Here is a 16,206-nt window from a genome sequence, read left to right on the forward strand (position 1 = left end):
GCGTGTGGCTCGCCGCCCCACGCGTCGGGTTTGTCTTTGTCTGGGGGGGGTTGTGTGGGGGGTTTTTTGGTGGGGGCCGGGGGTGGGGGGGGGCCCCCCCCCCCCCCCTCGGCCGCGGTCAACCAGTCAGGAGATGCAGAACGGCGCCGGCTCGGTGAGGCCGAGGTCCTTGCAGTCATAGCCGCTGCCCTCGCCGTAGTACTTCCAGCCCGTGCCGGTCACGAAGTGGAACAGGTAGACGCCGTCGCCGGCCTTCGGGCCCTGCGGATCAGCTCCCGCCCAGTCCTTGACGCACTCGACACCGCCGAACGTCCAGCCCTTCGGAAGCTCGACAAGGGCCTCCAGGGTCTTCGCCGAAGGGCATGCGGCAGTCGTGGCCGCGCTGTTCGCCGGCTTCCTCGTCGTCGTCACCGGCTCCGAGATGCAGAACGGCGCAGGCTCGCTGAGGCCGAGATCCTTGCAGTCATAGCCGCTGCCCTGGTCGTAGTACTTCCAGCCCGTGCCGCTCGCGTAGCGGAACAGATAGACGCCGTCACCGGCGGTCGGACCCTGCGGGTCGGCCGCCGCCCAGTCCTTGACGCACTTCACCGTCGTGAGAGACGAGCCCTTCGGCAGCTCGACCAGCGTCTGGAGGGTCGCAGCCGAGGGACAGTCGGCGGCCGTGGTAGCCACGGCGGGCGATGCACTGGGGGTGCCAGCGGCGACAGCAGCCGACGTCGACGCAGAGGCGGTCGGGCCAGGACCAGACGCCGGCGTGGAGCCACAGGCGGTCTGTGCAAGTAGGACAGCGGCAACGGGCAGCAGCAGGAGAGGACGTGCAGACATTTCCAGGCCCCTATGGATCGTGGCGATCGTCGCTTACATCCGGGTACATGCGATCCACCGCCCGCAGGTTGCCGTCACCCAGGAAGATTCTCAGAATCTTTGGGCGACTCCGCGCCCAACGCCGCCTTTACGCTTGGCGGGCCGGTGATTCCGGCAGATTACTGTCCGTAACGTCGATGTGGTGCTCAGTGATGAGTGCGAGAAACCAGCTGACCCAACGGGCTCGACGACAGATCATCTGCTACGGTAACCACGTTGCAGTTTTGATTTCCGTAGACGTTTTTCAGCGCCTGATGGGTCATCTGAACCCGCCCAGGCGCTTTTTCGTTTTTCGTGTCGTTTCGACGCGGGTGATCAACGCGGCGGCGTAAGGGTCCGCACAGTGCGGTCTCTAACAGCCTGCGAGGAGCAGACATGACTACAGGTACCGTGAAGTGGTTCAACGCCGACAAGGGCTTCGGCTTCATCAGCCCGGACGACGGTGGCGCTGACGTCTTCGCCCACTTCTCCGCGATCTCGGCGAGCGGCTTCCGCAGCCTCGACGAGAACCAGAAGGTGGAGTTCGACATCACCCAGGGCCAGAAGGGCCCGCAGGCGGAGAACATCCGCCCGCTCTGATCCACACTCTGCGAACGGCGGCCCGACTGATTCAGCGGGCCGCCGTTTGGCGTTTCATGCGTCCACCACGGCGTCTCACCATGGCCCGAGGGACGGCAAGGTACGTCTGCGCGATCCGCCAGGAGTCAGCATCACGTCACCGGAGGACATCATCTTCACCGTCAACGCCCTCGCCGCGCCGTCCGCCACCGAACCGCTCGTGCGCACCACGATCGAACGGCGGGACCTGGGCCCGCACGATGTTCTCATCGAAATCCGCTACGCCGGCATCTGCCACTCTGACATCCACACAGTGCGCGGCGACTGGGGCAGCGTTCCCTACCCACTCACCGTCGGCCACGAAATCGTCGGCCGAATCACCGAGGTCGGCGCCGACGTCACCCGTCACGCGGTCGGCGACCGCGCCGGTGTCGGCTGCATGGTCAACTCGTGTCGCGAGTGCGAGAACTGCCGCACCGGTAACGAGCAGTACTGCCTCAAGGGCAACACCCAGACGTACGCGAGCGTCGACCGCGACGGCACCGTCACCCAGGGCGGTTATTCGACCCATGTGGTCGTGAACGAGGACTTCGTGCTGCGGGTGCCGGAGAGCATCCCGTACGAGGCGGCCTCGCCGATGCTGTGCGCGGGCATCACCACGTACTCTCCGCTGGCGCACTGGAATGCCGGTCCCGGCAGGAAGGTCGCCGTGGTGGGCCTGGGCGGTCTGGGCCACATGGCTGTCAAGATCGCCGCAGCGATGGGCGCCGAGGTGACAGTGCTGTCCCAGACGCTGGGCAAGAAGGACGACGGCCTGCGCTTCGGAGCCGAGCACTACTACGCCACCAAGGATCCGGCGACGTTCGAGGTGCTCAAGAACAGCTTCGACCTGATCATCAACACGGTCAGCGCACCGATCGACATGGCCAGCTACCTCGGTCTGCTGCGTCTGGACGGCACTCTTGTCAGCGTGGGTGCCCCGCCGGAGCCGCTTCCGGTGCCCGTCTTCGCGTTGTTCGGCAGTCGACGGTCGTTCGCCGGCTCCAGCATCGGCAGCATCGCCGAGACGCAGGAGATGCTGGACTTCTGCGCCGAGCGCGGCATCGCTCCCGAGGTCGAGGTCATCGGCGCCGAGGCGGTCAACGACGCGTACGAGCGGGTGCTCGCCTCGGACGTGCGGTACCGGTTCGTCATCGACATCGACACCCTGCGCTGAGCGTCTCCGCGATTGCCAGGGTCCGCTAATCGGTGGGCTCTGGCGCGCGGCCGGGCCGGAGTGCGCGGTGGCCGGCGGTGAGCCGTTGGGCCGCCGAGGCGCAGGGCGCGCGTCGGCGGCCCACCGTCTCAGCCGTTGTCGATCAGACTGGCGATCTCGTTGTAGATGAGGTGCGCCTTCGCGCCCTGGTTCGACGGACAACCACCGAGGTGGTGCAGGGCGATCACCTGGTGGCTGGCGTTCAGCACGGGTGAACCCGAGTTGCCGCCGGAGGTGTCACAGCTGTAGCTGATGTTCCAGGTGTTGTAGTTCGCGTTCCGGACGGCGCAGGTCGCGCCGTTCTGGGTGTCCTCGAAGATCGACAGCCGCTTCGCAGTGCCGTCGCCGTGGCCGGGGACGTAGATCCGGGTGCCGTTGCTGGTGGCGGTAGTTGCCAGGTACAGCGTGCCGAATCCCTGGATGGTGGCGAAGTTGTTGACCGAGAACAGGGCGTAGTCCAGCTGGCTGGAGCCGCCGCTGCTCACCCGGTAGAGGGTGGCACCGCTGACCTTGGTGCCGGCACCGGGGTTCGCGCCGCCGCAGGTGGCGCACTGGTAGTTGAACTGCATCTCGCTGCCGCTCACGGCGGACTGCGTCGAGAAGCAGTGCTTGTTCGTCAGCATCCGGTTGGTGTTGCCGACCCGCCAGGTGGTGCACAGTCCACCGCCGCTGATCAGCAGCCGCGCCACCGCCCTGCCGCGGGCGTACTCGGTGGGGTGGCTGTTCTGGTAGCAGACCACGTCCCGGCGGGCGTCGGTGCTGCACACGGACTGGGTGGAGAAGTTGTGCGCCTTGATCTCCGTGCGGTCGTACCCGCGCCAGAACCGGTCAATGGTTGCGGCGTTGCCACGTGCGGGGCGGCTGCTGTGCAGTGTCACGACGGCGGTGTCGCCCTCCACCGACATCGCCCAGAAGCCCGGCTGCCCGTCGGTGGTGTAGTCCGAACCGGTCGCCCGGTTCAGGTCGCGGTCGTACCGGTAGCTCTCCTTGCCGTCGCGGCTCGACACGGTGACGTAGTCGCCGTCGGCCAGTCGCAGTGAGCTGAAGTGCACCTTGACGTAGGTGGCACCGGGATGCTGGATGATCTGTGTCCCGCCGCTGGGGGCGTAGGACAGAGAGCTGCTCACGGTGCGGAGTTCACCGATCGTCGTCACGCCCTCTGCCGAGAACTGGTTCGATTCCGGTGCCCGCTCGGATCCTGGCGCGAGAGGGGCAACCGAGTAGGCCTCGGCGGCGGGTACCGACAGGAGGCTCAGCCCAAGTGTGCAGGCAGCGAGCACGACCGCCCCCGTTCGCAGGCGGCGCAGGGCAAGTTTCATCCGTCGCTCCTTCTCAGGAATCAGCACCGAGACGTGCCTTCGGCCTTCCTACCTGAGTTCACTCAAGACATGTAATCCCATCTATGTCATAACTGCCGTCCGCGCTGGCCGAGGTCGGACGGAGGCCGGTGCGGCCACTACCATGCGAGCGTGGCTCGCGTTGCCCAGGTCCGCAGGCCGTACCCGCTGCTCGTCGCCGCGGCGGTCGGCCTGCTCCTGTCACTCGGCCGCCGCCGGCAGTCCGCCTGACCCCCCCGCCCCCCGATGAACGGATCCGCGCGGCATCGGACACGACGGACTGATCTATGCCGGCTCGCGCACGCCACCGGCGTTTCCACCGTCGTCCGGCATCGGTTCGGCCGGGGCTTCTGGCAATTCGTCCGGCGCGCCGGGCAGAAGGATCCCCGCGTCGTCGGGCACCGGTTCGCGCGGGTCGATGGGCGGATACTGTTCCGGGTCGAGATCGGGTCCAGTCATCAGGCGAGTATCCGTCGTTTTCCGCGCTGCCGCTCGTCGGGCCGGGCGGCAGGATCGGCCCGTCAGTCCTCGATGGGCGTTCGGCGGGCACCGACGGGCCAGAGGATCGTGGTCGGGACGCCGTGTTGCCGCGCCCAGTCGATGGTCCGATCCGTCGACGCGGGGTGGCGGCCAGGTTTGCCGTCCCACACCGCCACGAGTCGCTGCACCCGTCGGACCAACTCACGGTTGGCAACCACGTAGGCGGCGGTGTCCGAGCGGTCGTGACCGGTGTGGACGACCGCTGCCGCCCGGTCGAGCAGCTCGTCGAAGGCCAGCCGGTTCTCCGGCCTGATCACCGCGACCCGGTAGTCGCGGGCCGGCAGGACCACCTCGTAGGTGCCGCCCAGATCGAGGATCGTACGCGCGAAGACCTGGTCCGCGCCGGCCGCCAGGCAGGTCACGCCGTGCACGGGCCGCTCGCTGATCCGGCCCAACTCCACGCGGAGCGCGTCGGCGACGAGCAGTTCGGTGTCGCGGGTCAGGTTGATGTGCCCGGTCACGCCGACGCGGACCGGGCCGAGGTCAGGCGGCATCCCTCGGGCCTCCGCGCTGCGCGGGCACCGGGGGCGCCAGCCGGATCAGCTCGAACCCGTTGTCGGACAGCACATCGGGCAGGGCCCGGATCCCCTCACGATTCTGCTCCTGCACGTCGGACGGCAGCTCCTCCCACGGCCGCAGGGCGGGATGCCGCCGCTGAACGTCATCGCGAGGGTCACCGTACGTCCAGCCGTCCCCGCGCCGTTCCCGGCACCACCGGTCGTGCTCCAGGCGGGCGAGTTCCTCGATCCTGTCGTCGATGGCCTGCCCGGCGGCCGAGGCGTCACCGGTGCCACCGTGGCGGGGGGCCACGACGCAACCGAGGTCCAACAGTTTGGCGGCGATGTCCTGCACATGGGCCCGGTTGGCCCGCCGCAACGACTCGGGTAGTCGTGACCAGTTCACCATCGCCGGGGCATCGCCGAGCCGTACCCCGGCGCGTTGCTGAGCCTGGACGTACCGCTCGTGGATCAGCCGGGCCAGCCGCTCGGTGAGGTCCTCGGCGATCAGCCGGGCGTCGCAGGCGTGGGTGAGCACCGGGTAGAGGCGGAGCTTGCCGTGCACCTCGTCGAGCAGATCGTGACGGGGGTCGCCGTGGAAGGCCGCGGCGAGCGCCGCCTGCCGGTAGACCGGCACGAACACGGCACTCTCGGTGCCCTGCCACAGGGCGGGCGTGTCCAGCACGAACCGCAGCCCGCTGATCTCGTCCGGCGCGCAGACGTAGATGCGGTCGTAGCGGTCGCGGCCGAGACCGACGACACGGTCGAGATCCAGGTCGTACGCGGTCAACTGGCACACGGTGGCCAGGAACGGGTACCGCGACGACGCAAGAGCGATCTCGGTCCCGGCATCCGGTGCCACGACGTCCACCCGCAGGGGTGGCACGTCCTGGCCCGGGGGGGTGTCGGCTCGGGATGCGCGCCAGTGCCGGGCGGTCTCCACCAGGAGAGCCCGGCGGAAGGCGCCGGTGCCCGCGATGACGATCCTGGTTGGTCGGTCTCCCCCGCTGGGCAGCGGGTGGTGCCGGTTCAGCGCGCGGGCGGCGACGTCGTCGACGTGGAAGTAGTCCAGCCGCAGCCGGCTGGACCCGGCGGCACCGAGTCGTCGGGCCTGCAGGGACAGACACATCTCCGAGTCGTGCACCAGGATGTAGACCCGAGGTGGTTGCCGTCGGTCCTGGATGAGCCGGTTGACGGTGTTGGCGATCGCGTGGTTGCGGTCGTCGTCCTCGCTGCAGGCGTAGATGGTGTGGGCTCGGGGCAGGCCGGCGCCGCGTAACACCTCGGGGCTGGTCGGGTCGCCGACCACGCCGAGGTACCGGCGCCGTCGGTACTCCAGCGGCCCGAACGGTTCGGAGCGCACCACCACCACACGTTCACCGTCGGCGAAGAGTCGGTCGGCGAGCATGCGGGCGAACTGGGAGTCCCCGCAGACCAGGACGTGACCACGTGCCCGCCGGGCGCGCAGGCGACGACTCTCGGCGGCCAGCAGCAGCCGGCTGGCCTCGGCGACGGCGAGAAGCGTGAACAGCGGGGCCGCGAACCGGGCGACCTGCAACTGCCACGGGTAGGGGCCGGCGTCCTGGAATGGTTCGGCGCCGAAGACGAAGAGTTGCAGGTCGTAGTAGAGCAGGTCGTACGGATCGTTGGCGACGTCCGGTCGGGCCTGCAGCAGGCGCTCGAAGCCGACATAGCCGAGGACGAGAGCGGCCAGCCCGATCACTCCGAAGAGGACTCGCAGACTCCAGCCGGTCGGGCGGGACGAGCCGGCGACCGGATCCGTCATGAGCTCATGGTATTTGACGAGGTCGATCGGATCGTCGCTCGACGCGCACCCACGCACACCTACGGCTCCGGATCGATCACGGAAAGTCGTCGGGTTGGGTGTCGGCCAGCGTGGCCAGCAGTTGCCCGGCCAGCCGCCGCACCGCGCCGTCATCCTCCTGATACGCGAGCCGGACGAGCATCTCCCGGGTCCGGGTGTCCCTGTCGTAGTGCCGGGTCAACGCGAGCAGCGCGGTCCGGCGGATCTCCCAGTCATCGTCGTCAGCCAGCCGCAGCAGCAGGTCCCGTACCCCCGTGCGGCCGGCCAGGCTGGCGCCCAGCTGCTCGACGGCCCGGCGGCGAACCTCCAGGGCCGGATCGTCGCGGACCAACCCGACCAGCAGCACCTGAACCTCCGGGTCGGCGCCGAAGTGCTCGCCGAGCGCGGCGGCGATGCGGGCGCGGATCGCCGGGTTCTGGTCCGACAGGCGGCGCATGAGTCGCAGCGTCACCGCCATGGACGCCGACCCCTGCTCGGTCAGACAGCGCACGGCCGCGTCGAACACTGTCGGGTCGGTGTCGGACTCGACGCATTCCAGCAGCACGTCGGTCACCAGTTCCGGGCTCCCGTACGCGCAGAGGGTCTGCACGGCGGCCAACCGGATGCCGACGTAGCTGTCCCGGCGTGCCCGCCGGCACAGTGTCTCCATCAGGCCCGGGGCCTCGCCGTGGCGGGCGAGCGCCTGTGCGGCGGCGCACAACACGTTCGGGTCGGGGTCCCGACTGACCTGCTCGGCAAGGCACTCCCGCACCTCAAGATCCGGTGGGTCGGCGAGACGGGCCAGGCTACGGGTGACCCGCAGCCGGACGATCGGGTCCCGCTCCTGGGAGGCGCGGCTGATGAGCAGATCTCGGGTCGCGTGACCGAACAACGGTCGCCCGGTGAGCAGGTCGACCGCGGCGAGCCGAACGCTCGCGGTCGGATCGCGTCGAGCGCTCTCCAGCAGCAGTTCCCCGGTGCGGTGGTCGGGGTAGGCCTCGGCCAACGCGCGCACCGCGGCGAGGCGTACCGTCGCGTCCTCGTCGACGCGAGCCGAGCGGGCAACCACGGTCCACCCCGTGTCGTCGGCGCGGTCCCGGTCGATCAGAGCGGTGACCGCGGCGGCCCGCACGGAGGACTCCTCGTCCTGCTCGATCTGATCGATCAGCCGGGCCCGGCAGCGCCCCTCGGGGTCGGGTACGAGCGCCAACCGCTGCACGGCGACCGCGCGGACCCGCGCCGACGTGTCCGAGCAGGCCAGCTTCAGCAGCAGCTCGGTGCTCTCCGGGTCGGGTCGCTCGGGCAGCAGCTCGGTCAGGACGCAGCGTCGGACCTCGTCCGGGGAATCGCCGGTGACCCGCTGCAACGCCGTGGTTCGTGCGGTCTCGGCGTACTCCGGCAGAACCAGCAGACCCTTCAGCGCGCACTGCACCACACCGGGGTCGGCGTCGGTGGCCAGCAGTCGCTGCATCGTCTCGGGTGCGTCCGGCAGGTCGGCGCAACGTGCGGTGAGCACTCCGGCGGCGGCTCGCCGCACCGCGACGGCAGTGTCCCCGGTGGCTCTGGCCAGCACCTGACGGACGTCGTCGGAGAGTTCGGACCGGGCGCCGAGGGACTGCACGGCCAGCGCCCGCACCGCGAGGTCGGGGGAACTGGCGAAATCGCGCAGCACGTCCACGAGGTCGGGGTCGGCACCGAAGTGGGCGACCAGTGCGCGTACGGCGGCCTGCCGTACCGCGGTGGAGACCTCGGCCTGCGCCTGGGCGACCAGGAGGTCCCGGCATCGGCGACTGCTGCCACCGGTGGCCTCGAGGCGGCCGGCGGCCTCGGCCAGCCCGGCGACCAGGGTGAGGTGGGCCTGACGCTCGCGGCCCTGTCCCAGCTCCCGGACGAGCAGGTCCTCCATCTGCTCCTCGGCGGTGGACAGCACCGCCGCGATCCGGGTGGCGAAGGGAGAGCCGGATCGCCAACTGGTCCGGACACCACGGCGGCGGTACCAGTGCAGGAAGATCTCCCGGCCGGGCCAACTCGGGCCGAGCGCCCGGATCGAGGACAGCAGCTCCTGCTCGGTGAGATCCACCAGGTTCGGGTCGTCGGCGGAGATGCCATGCTCGATGAGACGCACGACCTGCCGCAGCACCGCGTCGCCCGCGTCGGCCAGCTCGGCGGGCTGCGGCGCCTCAGCCACGCACTGCGCCGCCAGCACCAGGTTCCACGGCGGTCCGGTCAGGTTCAGCGGCGGCCACGGTTGGGTGGCCTCGGTGGCGAGCAGGGTGACCAGCTCGTTGGCGGTCTGGGCGGGGAGGGCGCTGGCGACCAGTCGAAGCACCTCGCGCCACGACGGATCGGCCCAGTGCTCGCGAAACAGTGAACGCAGACGATCGAGGCCCCAGGTGGTCGGATCATGCTCGCATCTGTCCACGATCTCCTCTGCACAGAAGAACTCCAGGAACGCTCGGTGCACGAACCCGAACAGTCGTAGCCCGTAACGTTCCAGGATGAAGCTTCGCTGCCGCAATTTGTCGATCATTGAGTAGGCCATGGCGAGCGCCCGCTCATTCTCGAAGCCGTAGAACGCGACGAGGTGGTCACGAAAGATGCGCGCCAGTTCGTCGGACTCAATGTAGTTTCCGGCGGGGCCGGACTCGCGGAACTGCATCCAATACGCCAGGTGACGCAGCAGCCGACGCTTCGCCTGCAGGTCCAGCGACGGTACGTCGCCGTGGCTCTCGCGCAGTTGCTTTGTCACATCCCACTCGGAGATCAGAACGTCGGTCACGTGCGCGTAGAGCCGGCGTCGGTTGCGGGGCAGCGGGTGACCCCGCCCGACGATCGCCATGAGCATCAGCAGCAGGGGGTTGCCGGCGATCTCGCGCATCGCTCGAGAACTGCCCACCACGTCGAGGATCTGCCGCCGCTGCCGCTCTGCCTCAGCGGCCGGCGTGGGCATCACGTAGCGGTACCAGTTGCCGAGGAACCTCGCGATCTGCTCGTCGTCGAGATCCTCCAGCGTGAAGTGGTCGAAGCCGGCGTTGGCAAAGGTGTGCCGCTGGTAGCCGGCCGCCCGCGAGGTGACCACTGTCAGCACTCCCGGGTACTCGTTGGCGAAAGTGGCGATCTGCGCGGCCACCTCTTCCCGCTGGGCCGGGTCGAACACCTCGTCCAGGCCGTCGAACAGGAACAGTGCCTGACCGCCCTGGCGCAGGTACGCCTCCAGCACGTCCTGGTCGATGCCGGCCAGCCCCTGCTGGTGGCGGTGGCCGACGTAGTCGAGCAAGCCGTCACACCGGCCGTCCCCATGATGGGTGGCGTACGAGCGGAGCTCGATCAGGACGGGTAGGTACCGGTCCAGCGCACTCAGTCGAGGCTCGACGCAGACCTCGGCCAGCGTCAGCGCCAGGTACCGCGCGGCTGCGGACTTGCCGGAGCCGGGGTCGCCGAGCAGCACGATCGTGCGCCGCCCCGGGTCGGACACCACATCGAACAACGACAGCTCGTCCTTGGCCGCGTACTCCTCCCAGAGCCGCTCCACCTCCTCCGGGTTGACCACCCCGGGCAGCCCGCCGACGTCGTCGCCCGGCGTGGACCCGGCCCATCGCCACCACGCCAGGGGCATCTCCGGTCGCGCGTCCTCGTGGACGCGGGGCTCCACGAACACCTTGGGCAGCCCGACGGTGAGGTAACCGATGGTGGGACGCGGTGAGACCGCGTCCACCGAGACGGTGTGGTATCTCAGCGACAACTGCTTGTAGTACTGGTTGCGGACGGCCGTCGGCAGGTGGGTGTCCGGGTCGGCGGGCTCGCGCGCCGGGGACCTGCCACTGCGTACGTCGGCCAGTGCGGCGGTCACCTTGGCGGTGAGGTCGTCCACGCCGGAGAAGAAGGCGCAGAGGTGACGCTCCTTGAGCTCACGGCGCAAGGCGACGATCTGCTGCCAGTCGGCGTCCCGGTCGATCATGTCGACCGGCCAGGGCTTGTCTTCTGCCAGCAGGAAGACCAGGCACGGCTTTCCCGCCGCGAGCGCCTCCCGGTATTCCAACTCGGTGATCGAGGACTCCTGGCCGGGCGGCCGGAACCCGTACCGCCAGGCGAACAGCCCCACGTAGAGGTCGCATCGACGCACGTCGGCGAGGCAGCGTTCCAGCGGCGGACGGATGTCGGCGCCGTACGCCTCCATGGCCACGTCGTCGATCTCCAGACGGCGAGCCACGGCGTGCACGGCAGCGCGGTATTCCAGCAGGTCCTTTTGTGTGGCCGAAATGTAGACCTTCATGAACGGCAAACTCCAGGGAGTGGCTGGCGACCGCACCATCGAAAATATCAGCAGTTGTCACGTCCGTCCGACCCGCGAACACTCCGAATGCCCGACGCACATGGGATTCCCGCTCATCCCGGGCCTATGATGACCGTCAACAGATACGGATCCGGGCGGTCGAAACTCGTACCCGCGGAGTCTCGGTTGTCCGACGCGGATCCGTGTCAGTGCCGGTCGCGAGGGGTGTACGTCAATCAGCATGAGCCGCATACCGCGCGATGAACGCGGGTCGGTGGCAGCGTTGCGGAGGAAGCCATGCTCACTGTCGGTGAGGTGCACACCAGCCTTCTGCAACACAGCACGGCGTTGGCCCAGGAACAGAGCGCCGAGATGCTCAGCCTGATCGAAGGCGAGGCCGTGCTGACCTCCCGGCGTCCATCGCTGTACGCGGTGTCACCCGATGTCCGCACCGGTGTCGACTGCTGGCTCCCGAGCGCCAGAGGGCGCCAGTTACGTGGGGTGGGAGCCGTGGTCACCCGGGCCATCGTCACCGGCGGCCGGATGGTGCAGGCATCCTCGGTCATCCACGTCGTCGCCGGCGAGCGCCGCCAGCCGTGGTCGCACTATCTGGCCAACCCCGGCGTCCTGGAGACGGTCGGCAAGCTGGACGTCGCCGACCTGAGCGCGGGCTTCCTGCACGGCAACAACGCCGACGTGCTGAACCTGGAGGCGATCACCGGCAGGGTTCTCGACGGTGTGCAGATGTCCGACCTGCTGGACCGGCGCCCGCCACTGCGCACCGCCCGCACACGGCTGCGCTGGACCGCGCAGGCCGACGCGCGCCCGGACCGGGACGTCTCGGCGGTGGTGACCGTGGACTCGCCCACCCTGCGTACGGTCGAACTCGTGCTCGACCCGCAGGACGTGCCGGCCGCCGTGGCCGGGCTCTGCGAAGATCTCGCGTTGCACGACTGGCTGCTGACCATGCTGTCCTCGCTGGTGGAGTCCGCGGTCACCCGATCGGCCTCTGGGCAGGAGCACGTCGAGCGGCTGCGGCCGGTGCTGGAGCACCTGCTGCACCTGTGGCTGCCCGGCGCGCGGGTGCACCCGCGGCTGCGGCCGATCTGGGAGCAGTTGGAACAGGTACCCGGCTTCAGCCGCCAGTGGAACTCGTCGGTCAACTGGATCCGGGATCAGATCAGCGTGAGCAACATGGCTCTGCTGCGCGACCTGGCCGGCCGGGTGGCCGTCGACGAGCCGTGCGGGAGCTGAGCACGTTCAGTCGCTGATGAACACGTAGCTCAGCCGGTCGACCAACTCGCTGGGCAGGAGCAGGCCCTCACCGCCGGCCCGTTTGGCGACCTGCTGCGCGACCGTCGGCGGCACCGCCACCTGACCGAGGATGGTCCGTACGGCCAGCTCCACCGGCAGGTACTGGGTGCCCATCAGGGTCAGCGTGCGATACGCGCAGAACGGCGCGGCCGCCGGGTTCAGCTGGACGATCGCCGGCAGTTCGTCCCAGTCCGTCGGCAGCTCGCCGGCGAGCCGGCACGGCTGCGTCATCGTCTCGCCGCGATGCCGTAGCACGCCGAGTCGGGTCATCTGCCAGACCGAGGCGAGCAGGGCGCAGGCCCACACCCGGGCGTCCGGCTCGTCGGACCAGAGCTCGATGTCGACGAAGATGGAGTGCCGGGGATCACCGGACTGCAACGGCGGAGCCCACGGGCGTGGCAGCGTCATCGCCGGCGCGTCGACGTGCCCGGGGGACCGCTTACCGTTGGACAGCCAGCCCGACTCGTTCAGCGGTGGACGACTCCCGGTGGTGTGCCGAGGTGGTTCGACCACCAGCGTGTCGACCACCAGCCGGGCCAGCTCGGCACCGTCGTGCCGGGCGAAGCTGGACTCCCGGGCCACGTAGTCCAGGACCAGGCCGTGCTCCGCCGCGGCGCTCTGCACCTGCGGTATCACCTCGCGGGGGGTACCGAAGCGGTGGAAGTAGTCGTCCATCATGAAGCAGGTGCTGATCCGCGGCTCCCGGTGGGCGGGCAGCCCTCGTCGGGCCAGAGCCGGGATCGCGGCAGACCAGTCCGCGATCCGCTCGAACTTGCGTTTCAGCTCGTCACACCCGTCGCCGAAGTCCTCCGCGTAGAAGTGCCCCAGCTCCACGGACAAATGCGAGTACGCCACGCTCTCTGTCCGACGCACCGCAGCTGCCTCCTGGAACCTGACATCCATGCCGATCACGCGGTGTCCCATGCCGTCTCGTCGAAAAGCTTCTCAGTCAGGTCAACGAAGGCGTCCACCGTCTTGACGTTGGCAATTTTGGATTGCACGTCGTGATCGGAGATGAGCTGCTCCCGCCACTGCAGCAGAGGATCCAGCGGCACCGCGCCGAGCAGCGTCGTACGCCCGACACCTCGGCGTCGGGCCAGCTCCGACAGCTCCGCGTCGCACTTGCGCAGGAACGCCTGCTGGGCGAGGCCGAGGTGGCCGACTTCCGGGCCACGTGAGTCGATCACCGCCGTACGGATGAAGCGCAGCGATTCCCGTAGCCTGTCCGGCTCGTGGCCGTACTCCTTGCCCATGGCCACGATCCCACCCGCCTCGAACGCCAGGTCCGCCGCTGCGGTGACGTGCTGGGGAGTCCACCGGTGGAAGACCAACCAGCGCACGGCGACCTTGCGCAGGGTCGAGGTCGCCGTGGCGGCCAGCGCGATCTGGCTGGCGTACGACCGGCCGGCACTGAGGTCCACCAGGGTCAGGTCGAACTCCTCCTCCAGGCGGAGGAAGAGCTCGGCGCAGCGTTTGGCGATGTCGTTGGTGAAACCGAACTCGCTACCGTTGCGTTGGCCCGGCAGGAGCACCAACGGACCGGACCCGATGGGCCTCTGACGCAGACTGGCACGTTCGGAGGTGCCCCACACGTCCAACTGCTCCGGAGACGGAATCTCACCGCGGAGATACCGGTGCAGGCCGCCACCGTTGGGACCGGCGCCCTCCACGCCGTTGACGGCCTGCGGAATCTGGAAGGTGATGCCGGCGGTCGGCGAGCCGAAGTCGTAATCCAGATAGCAGGTGGGGCGACCGGACAACGCGCTGCGGTAGGCGATGTTCGCCGCGGTCACCGACCGCCCGGTGCCGCCCTTGTGCGACGTGACGAAGACCAGCATTCAGATCCCCTCGCTGGCCTTCTGCTGCCCGGTGGCGATGTCGTTGAGCAGCAACAGGAGTGTGTTCACCAGAGCGGCCGCCGTGCCGGGACGCTCGTCGACCAGCAGCTGCGCGCGGCCCAGGCTGGCTCGGATGCTGCGCATGCTGCGCTGCATCGCCTCACCGTCGAAGGTGCCGCGCATCAACTCCCGGTCGAACAGGTATTCCGCCTCGTCGATGAGATCCTGCGCGTAGTCGGCCAGCCGGCCGGCCCGTGGGAACGGCCGCTCCCACAGCAGCTGACCGGAGGTGACCAGAGCCTGCACCACCCGCTCGGTCAGATACCAGGAGGGTGCGTCCGGCTTCGGCGCCAGGCCGGGAAAAGCACCACCGGCGTGGTCCCACAGCCCCTGGTGCCGGCCATCCGGGATGCGCCGCAGCAGCAGGTGGTCCCACACCTCGTCGGCCAGCTCGAGCAGTTCACTGCGCCGTCGGGCATTGCTCAGCAGACCGGCGACGGTGGCCGCCCGCTGCAGCAGCACCACGGAGAACTCGTTCACGTTCCACGTCATGATCGGCTTTGAGGTGTCGTCGTTCAGGGTCACCCGCTTGCCTGGCGCGTGCACGAACAGTGCCGGCTCGCCGGGCGACGCCCGCCGGGTGATCCGCGCCCGCTGCGCCAGCTCCACCAGCACCGAGGCGATCCGCCCCAGTTCCTCGTCACCGCCGCGCCCGACGGCGATCAGACCCTTCACCGCCAGCGACGTGGCCTGGAGGGTGTAGTAGTCGGTCCGGTCGCCGTCGGTCGTCCGCCAGGGGATGTCCTCGATGGGCCACCGCCGTCGGTTGCCGAAGGTTGCCACCGTCGCCCAGTACGTCCGGGTGAGCTCCCAGCGCAGTTGCAGCGCCCGGGACAGCCGCTGCTGCTCCTCGTTGAGCAACCCGAGCAGCCGGGTGCGTTCGGAGTTCAGGTCCTCGATGGCGTCCATCGCGATCACAGTGAAGTAGAGGTAGGGAGCGTTCTCCGCGGAGCCCTCACGCTGCCGGCCGATCGGCTCGGTGGTCGGAACCTCCTCAGCACCGGAGATGATCCCCCACGACCAGCCGCACTCGAACAGCATCTCGCTGTTGTCCAGGTCCTCGGTCACCCGGCCCGACCCGATGATCACGCTACGCAGGCTCGCCATCGTGTCCCGCAACTGCTCGCGCAGCGCCGCCACCAGCTCGCGGCGCGGCAGCTCGTCCTGGTTGACCATGTCGCACAGACGAATGCCGTACTCGTCGGTGGAGGTGAAGACGAAGGTGCTGAAGCTGCGCAGCAGGCCGACCATCGCCGCCGTGAGGCGCACGCTCGCCATCGCCTCCAGTTCGTCCAGTTGCGCCAACAGGTCGCGCCGCTGGGTGGAGCTCCGGTAGACCTTGACGAAACCGATCGTCGCCAGCGTGAGTGTGACCGACACCGCGAACGAGTCCACGATCTCCCGCGAACGCTGCTCGTCGGTGAGCTCCGGACCACCCTCGAGCGAGGTGAGGTAGCTGCCCCCGCCGAAGATCGGAGTGCCGGCGTCGTCGGTGTACCGCCGGAAATAGTCGATCATCACGCTGACCAGCCGGCGGGGGATTTCGATCGCGCCGCCGATCGGGCTGAGCGCCTCGATCACCTCTTCGTCGGCGCGGTCCGGGTCGTCCAGCGACAACACCGGGACCTTTGCCGCGGGGAGCAGCAGGGTCAGCAGTTGCTCCGCGTCGCCGATCGAGTTGCTGCCACTTCGGCCACCCCAGTGCCATTCACCGTTCGCCCAGCAACTGCGAACCGTAGCCCGCCAGATGTCGAGGATCTCCTGGCGCGGCTGCATCCGCATGACCCACCGCCGTCTGTTGTAGTCGTCGACTCGAAACCTCTGGTATTGCCGTGCCCACGATGGCGTACAGCATCATGGTAGCGG

At 69.0% G+C, this 16,206-nt stretch carries 12 protein-coding genes; 3 read left to right on the forward strand and 9 right to left on the reverse strand.

From position 1 onward, the window contains the following. Positions 1 to 126 precede the first annotated feature (126 nt). Positions 127 to 672 (reverse strand): hypothetical protein, encoded by a 546-nt coding sequence (locus ACFYPG_RS05250; RefSeq protein WP_355008764.1) that lies wholly within the window; start codon positions 670 to 672, stop codon positions 127 to 129. A 567-nt stretch (positions 673 to 1,239) separates the two neighbouring features. Between ACFYPG_RS05250 and ACFYPG_RS05255 the strand changes: the two genes are divergently transcribed. Both ACFYPG_RS05255 and ACFYPG_RS05260 read left to right on the forward strand, forming a co-directional pair. Beyond that, a complete protein-coding gene (locus ACFYPG_RS05255; RefSeq protein WP_013283833.1) occupies positions 1,240 to 1,443 on the forward strand; it encodes a cold-shock protein in 204 nt (67 codons plus the stop codon). A gap of 151 nt (positions 1,444 to 1,594) precedes the next feature. Next, entirely contained in the window at positions 1,595 to 2,638 is a 1,044-nt protein-coding gene (locus ACFYPG_RS05260; protein WP_387350892.1) for an NAD(P)-dependent alcohol dehydrogenase, read from the forward strand. A 128-nt stretch (positions 2,639 to 2,766) separates the two neighbouring features. Here ACFYPG_RS05260 and ACFYPG_RS05265 read toward each other — a convergent pair whose 3' ends face one another. The 5 genes from ACFYPG_RS05265 to ACFYPG_RS05285 form a co-directional block, all read right to left on the reverse strand. Next, the gene (locus tag ACFYPG_RS05265) at positions 2,767 to 3,804 is read right to left on the reverse strand and encodes a trypsin-like serine peptidase (RefSeq protein ID WP_387350423.1); all 1,038 of its coding nucleotides are present in this window, start codon (positions 3,802 to 3,804) and stop codon (positions 2,767 to 2,769) included. A gap of 495 nt (positions 3,805 to 4,299) precedes the next feature. Further along, positions 4,300 to 4,473 (reverse strand): hypothetical protein, encoded by a 174-nt coding sequence (locus tag ACFYPG_RS05270; protein ID WP_355008762.1) that lies wholly within the window; start codon positions 4,471 to 4,473, stop codon positions 4,300 to 4,302. Between the two features lie 62 nt (positions 4,474 to 4,535). Further along, complete coding sequence (locus tag ACFYPG_RS05275; protein WP_355008761.1) at positions 4,536 to 5,048, reverse strand: hypothetical protein; 513 nt, start codon at positions 5,046 to 5,048, stop codon at positions 4,536 to 4,538. Further along, positions 5,038 to 6,837 (reverse strand): RyR domain-containing protein, encoded by a 1,800-nt coding sequence (locus ACFYPG_RS05280; protein ID WP_355008760.1) that lies wholly within the window; start codon positions 6,835 to 6,837, stop codon positions 5,038 to 5,040. Before ACFYPG_RS05280 ends, ACFYPG_RS05275 begins: the two co-directional genes overlap by 11 nt. A gap of 76 nt (positions 6,838 to 6,913) precedes the next feature. Next, a complete protein-coding gene (locus ACFYPG_RS05285) occupies positions 6,914 to 11,128 on the reverse strand; it encodes a HEAT repeat domain-containing protein (RefSeq protein WP_387350425.1) in 4,215 nt (1,404 codons plus the stop codon). Between the two features lie 297 nt (positions 11,129 to 11,425). On the opposite strand from ACFYPG_RS05285, the gene ACFYPG_RS05290 reads away from it, so the two are divergent. Then, entirely contained in the window at positions 11,426 to 12,382 is a 957-nt protein-coding gene (locus ACFYPG_RS05290) for an SCO2521 family protein (RefSeq protein WP_355008758.1), read from the forward strand. Between the two features lie 6 nt (positions 12,383 to 12,388). On the opposite strand, the gene ACFYPG_RS05295 is transcribed toward ACFYPG_RS05290, so the two are convergent. The 3 genes from ACFYPG_RS05295 to ACFYPG_RS05305 are packed head-to-tail and all read right to left on the reverse strand — an operon-like array spanning position 12,389 to position 16,122. Beyond that, complete coding sequence (locus ACFYPG_RS05295; RefSeq protein WP_387350427.1) at positions 12,389 to 13,366, reverse strand: SCO2522 family protein; 978 nt, start codon at positions 13,364 to 13,366, stop codon at positions 12,389 to 12,391. Continuing rightward, positions 13,351 to 14,280 (reverse strand): SCO2523 family variant P-loop protein, encoded by a 930-nt coding sequence (locus ACFYPG_RS05300; RefSeq protein WP_350853374.1) that lies wholly within the window; start codon positions 14,278 to 14,280, stop codon positions 13,351 to 13,353. Before ACFYPG_RS05300 ends, ACFYPG_RS05295 begins: the two co-directional genes overlap by 16 nt. Next, positions 14,281 to 16,122: an SCO2524 family protein gene (locus ACFYPG_RS05305; protein ID WP_387350429.1), complete on the reverse strand. Its 1,842-nt coding sequence runs from the start codon at positions 16,120 to 16,122 to the stop codon at positions 14,281 to 14,283. Positions 16,123 to 16,206: the final 84 nt, after the last annotated feature.

Source organism: Micromonospora sp. NPDC005553 (assembly GCF_042871765.1).
Classification (GTDB): Bacteria; Actinomycetota; Actinomycetes; order Mycobacteriales; family Micromonosporaceae; genus Micromonospora.

Excerpts from the sequence above, each read along its gene's own strand:
- ACFYPG_RS05255 (WP_013283833.1), top strand. The coding sequence starts at position 1,240 with ATGACTACAGGTACCGTGAAGTGGTTCAACGCCGACAAGGGCTTCGGC.
- ACFYPG_RS05280 (WP_355008760.1), bottom strand. The coding sequence starts at position 6,837 with ATGACGGATCCGGTCGCCGGCTCGTCCCGCCCGACCGGCTGGAGTCTG.
- ACFYPG_RS05305 (WP_387350429.1), bottom strand. The coding sequence starts at position 16,122 with ATGCGGATGCAGCCGCGCCAGGAGATCCTCGACATCTGGCGGGCTACG.
- ACFYPG_RS05290 (WP_355008758.1), top strand. The coding sequence starts at position 11,426 with ATGCTCACTGTCGGTGAGGTGCACACCAGCCTTCTGCAACACAGCACG.
- ACFYPG_RS05300 (WP_350853374.1), bottom strand. The coding sequence starts at position 14,280 with ATGCTGGTCTTCGTCACGTCGCACAAGGGCGGCACCGGGCGGTCGGTG.
- ACFYPG_RS05285 (WP_387350425.1), bottom strand. The coding sequence starts at position 11,128 with ATGAAGGTCTACATTTCGGCCACACAAAAGGACCTGCTGGAATACCGC.
- ACFYPG_RS05270 (WP_355008762.1), bottom strand. The coding sequence starts at position 4,473 with ATGACTGGACCCGATCTCGACCCGGAACAGTATCCGCCCATCGACCCG.
- ACFYPG_RS05295 (WP_387350427.1), bottom strand. The coding sequence starts at position 13,366 with ATGGGACACCGCGTGATCGGCATGGATGTCAGGTTCCAGGAGGCAGCT.
- ACFYPG_RS05275 (WP_355008761.1), bottom strand. The coding sequence starts at position 5,048 with ATGCCGCCTGACCTCGGCCCGGTCCGCGTCGGCGTGACCGGGCACATC.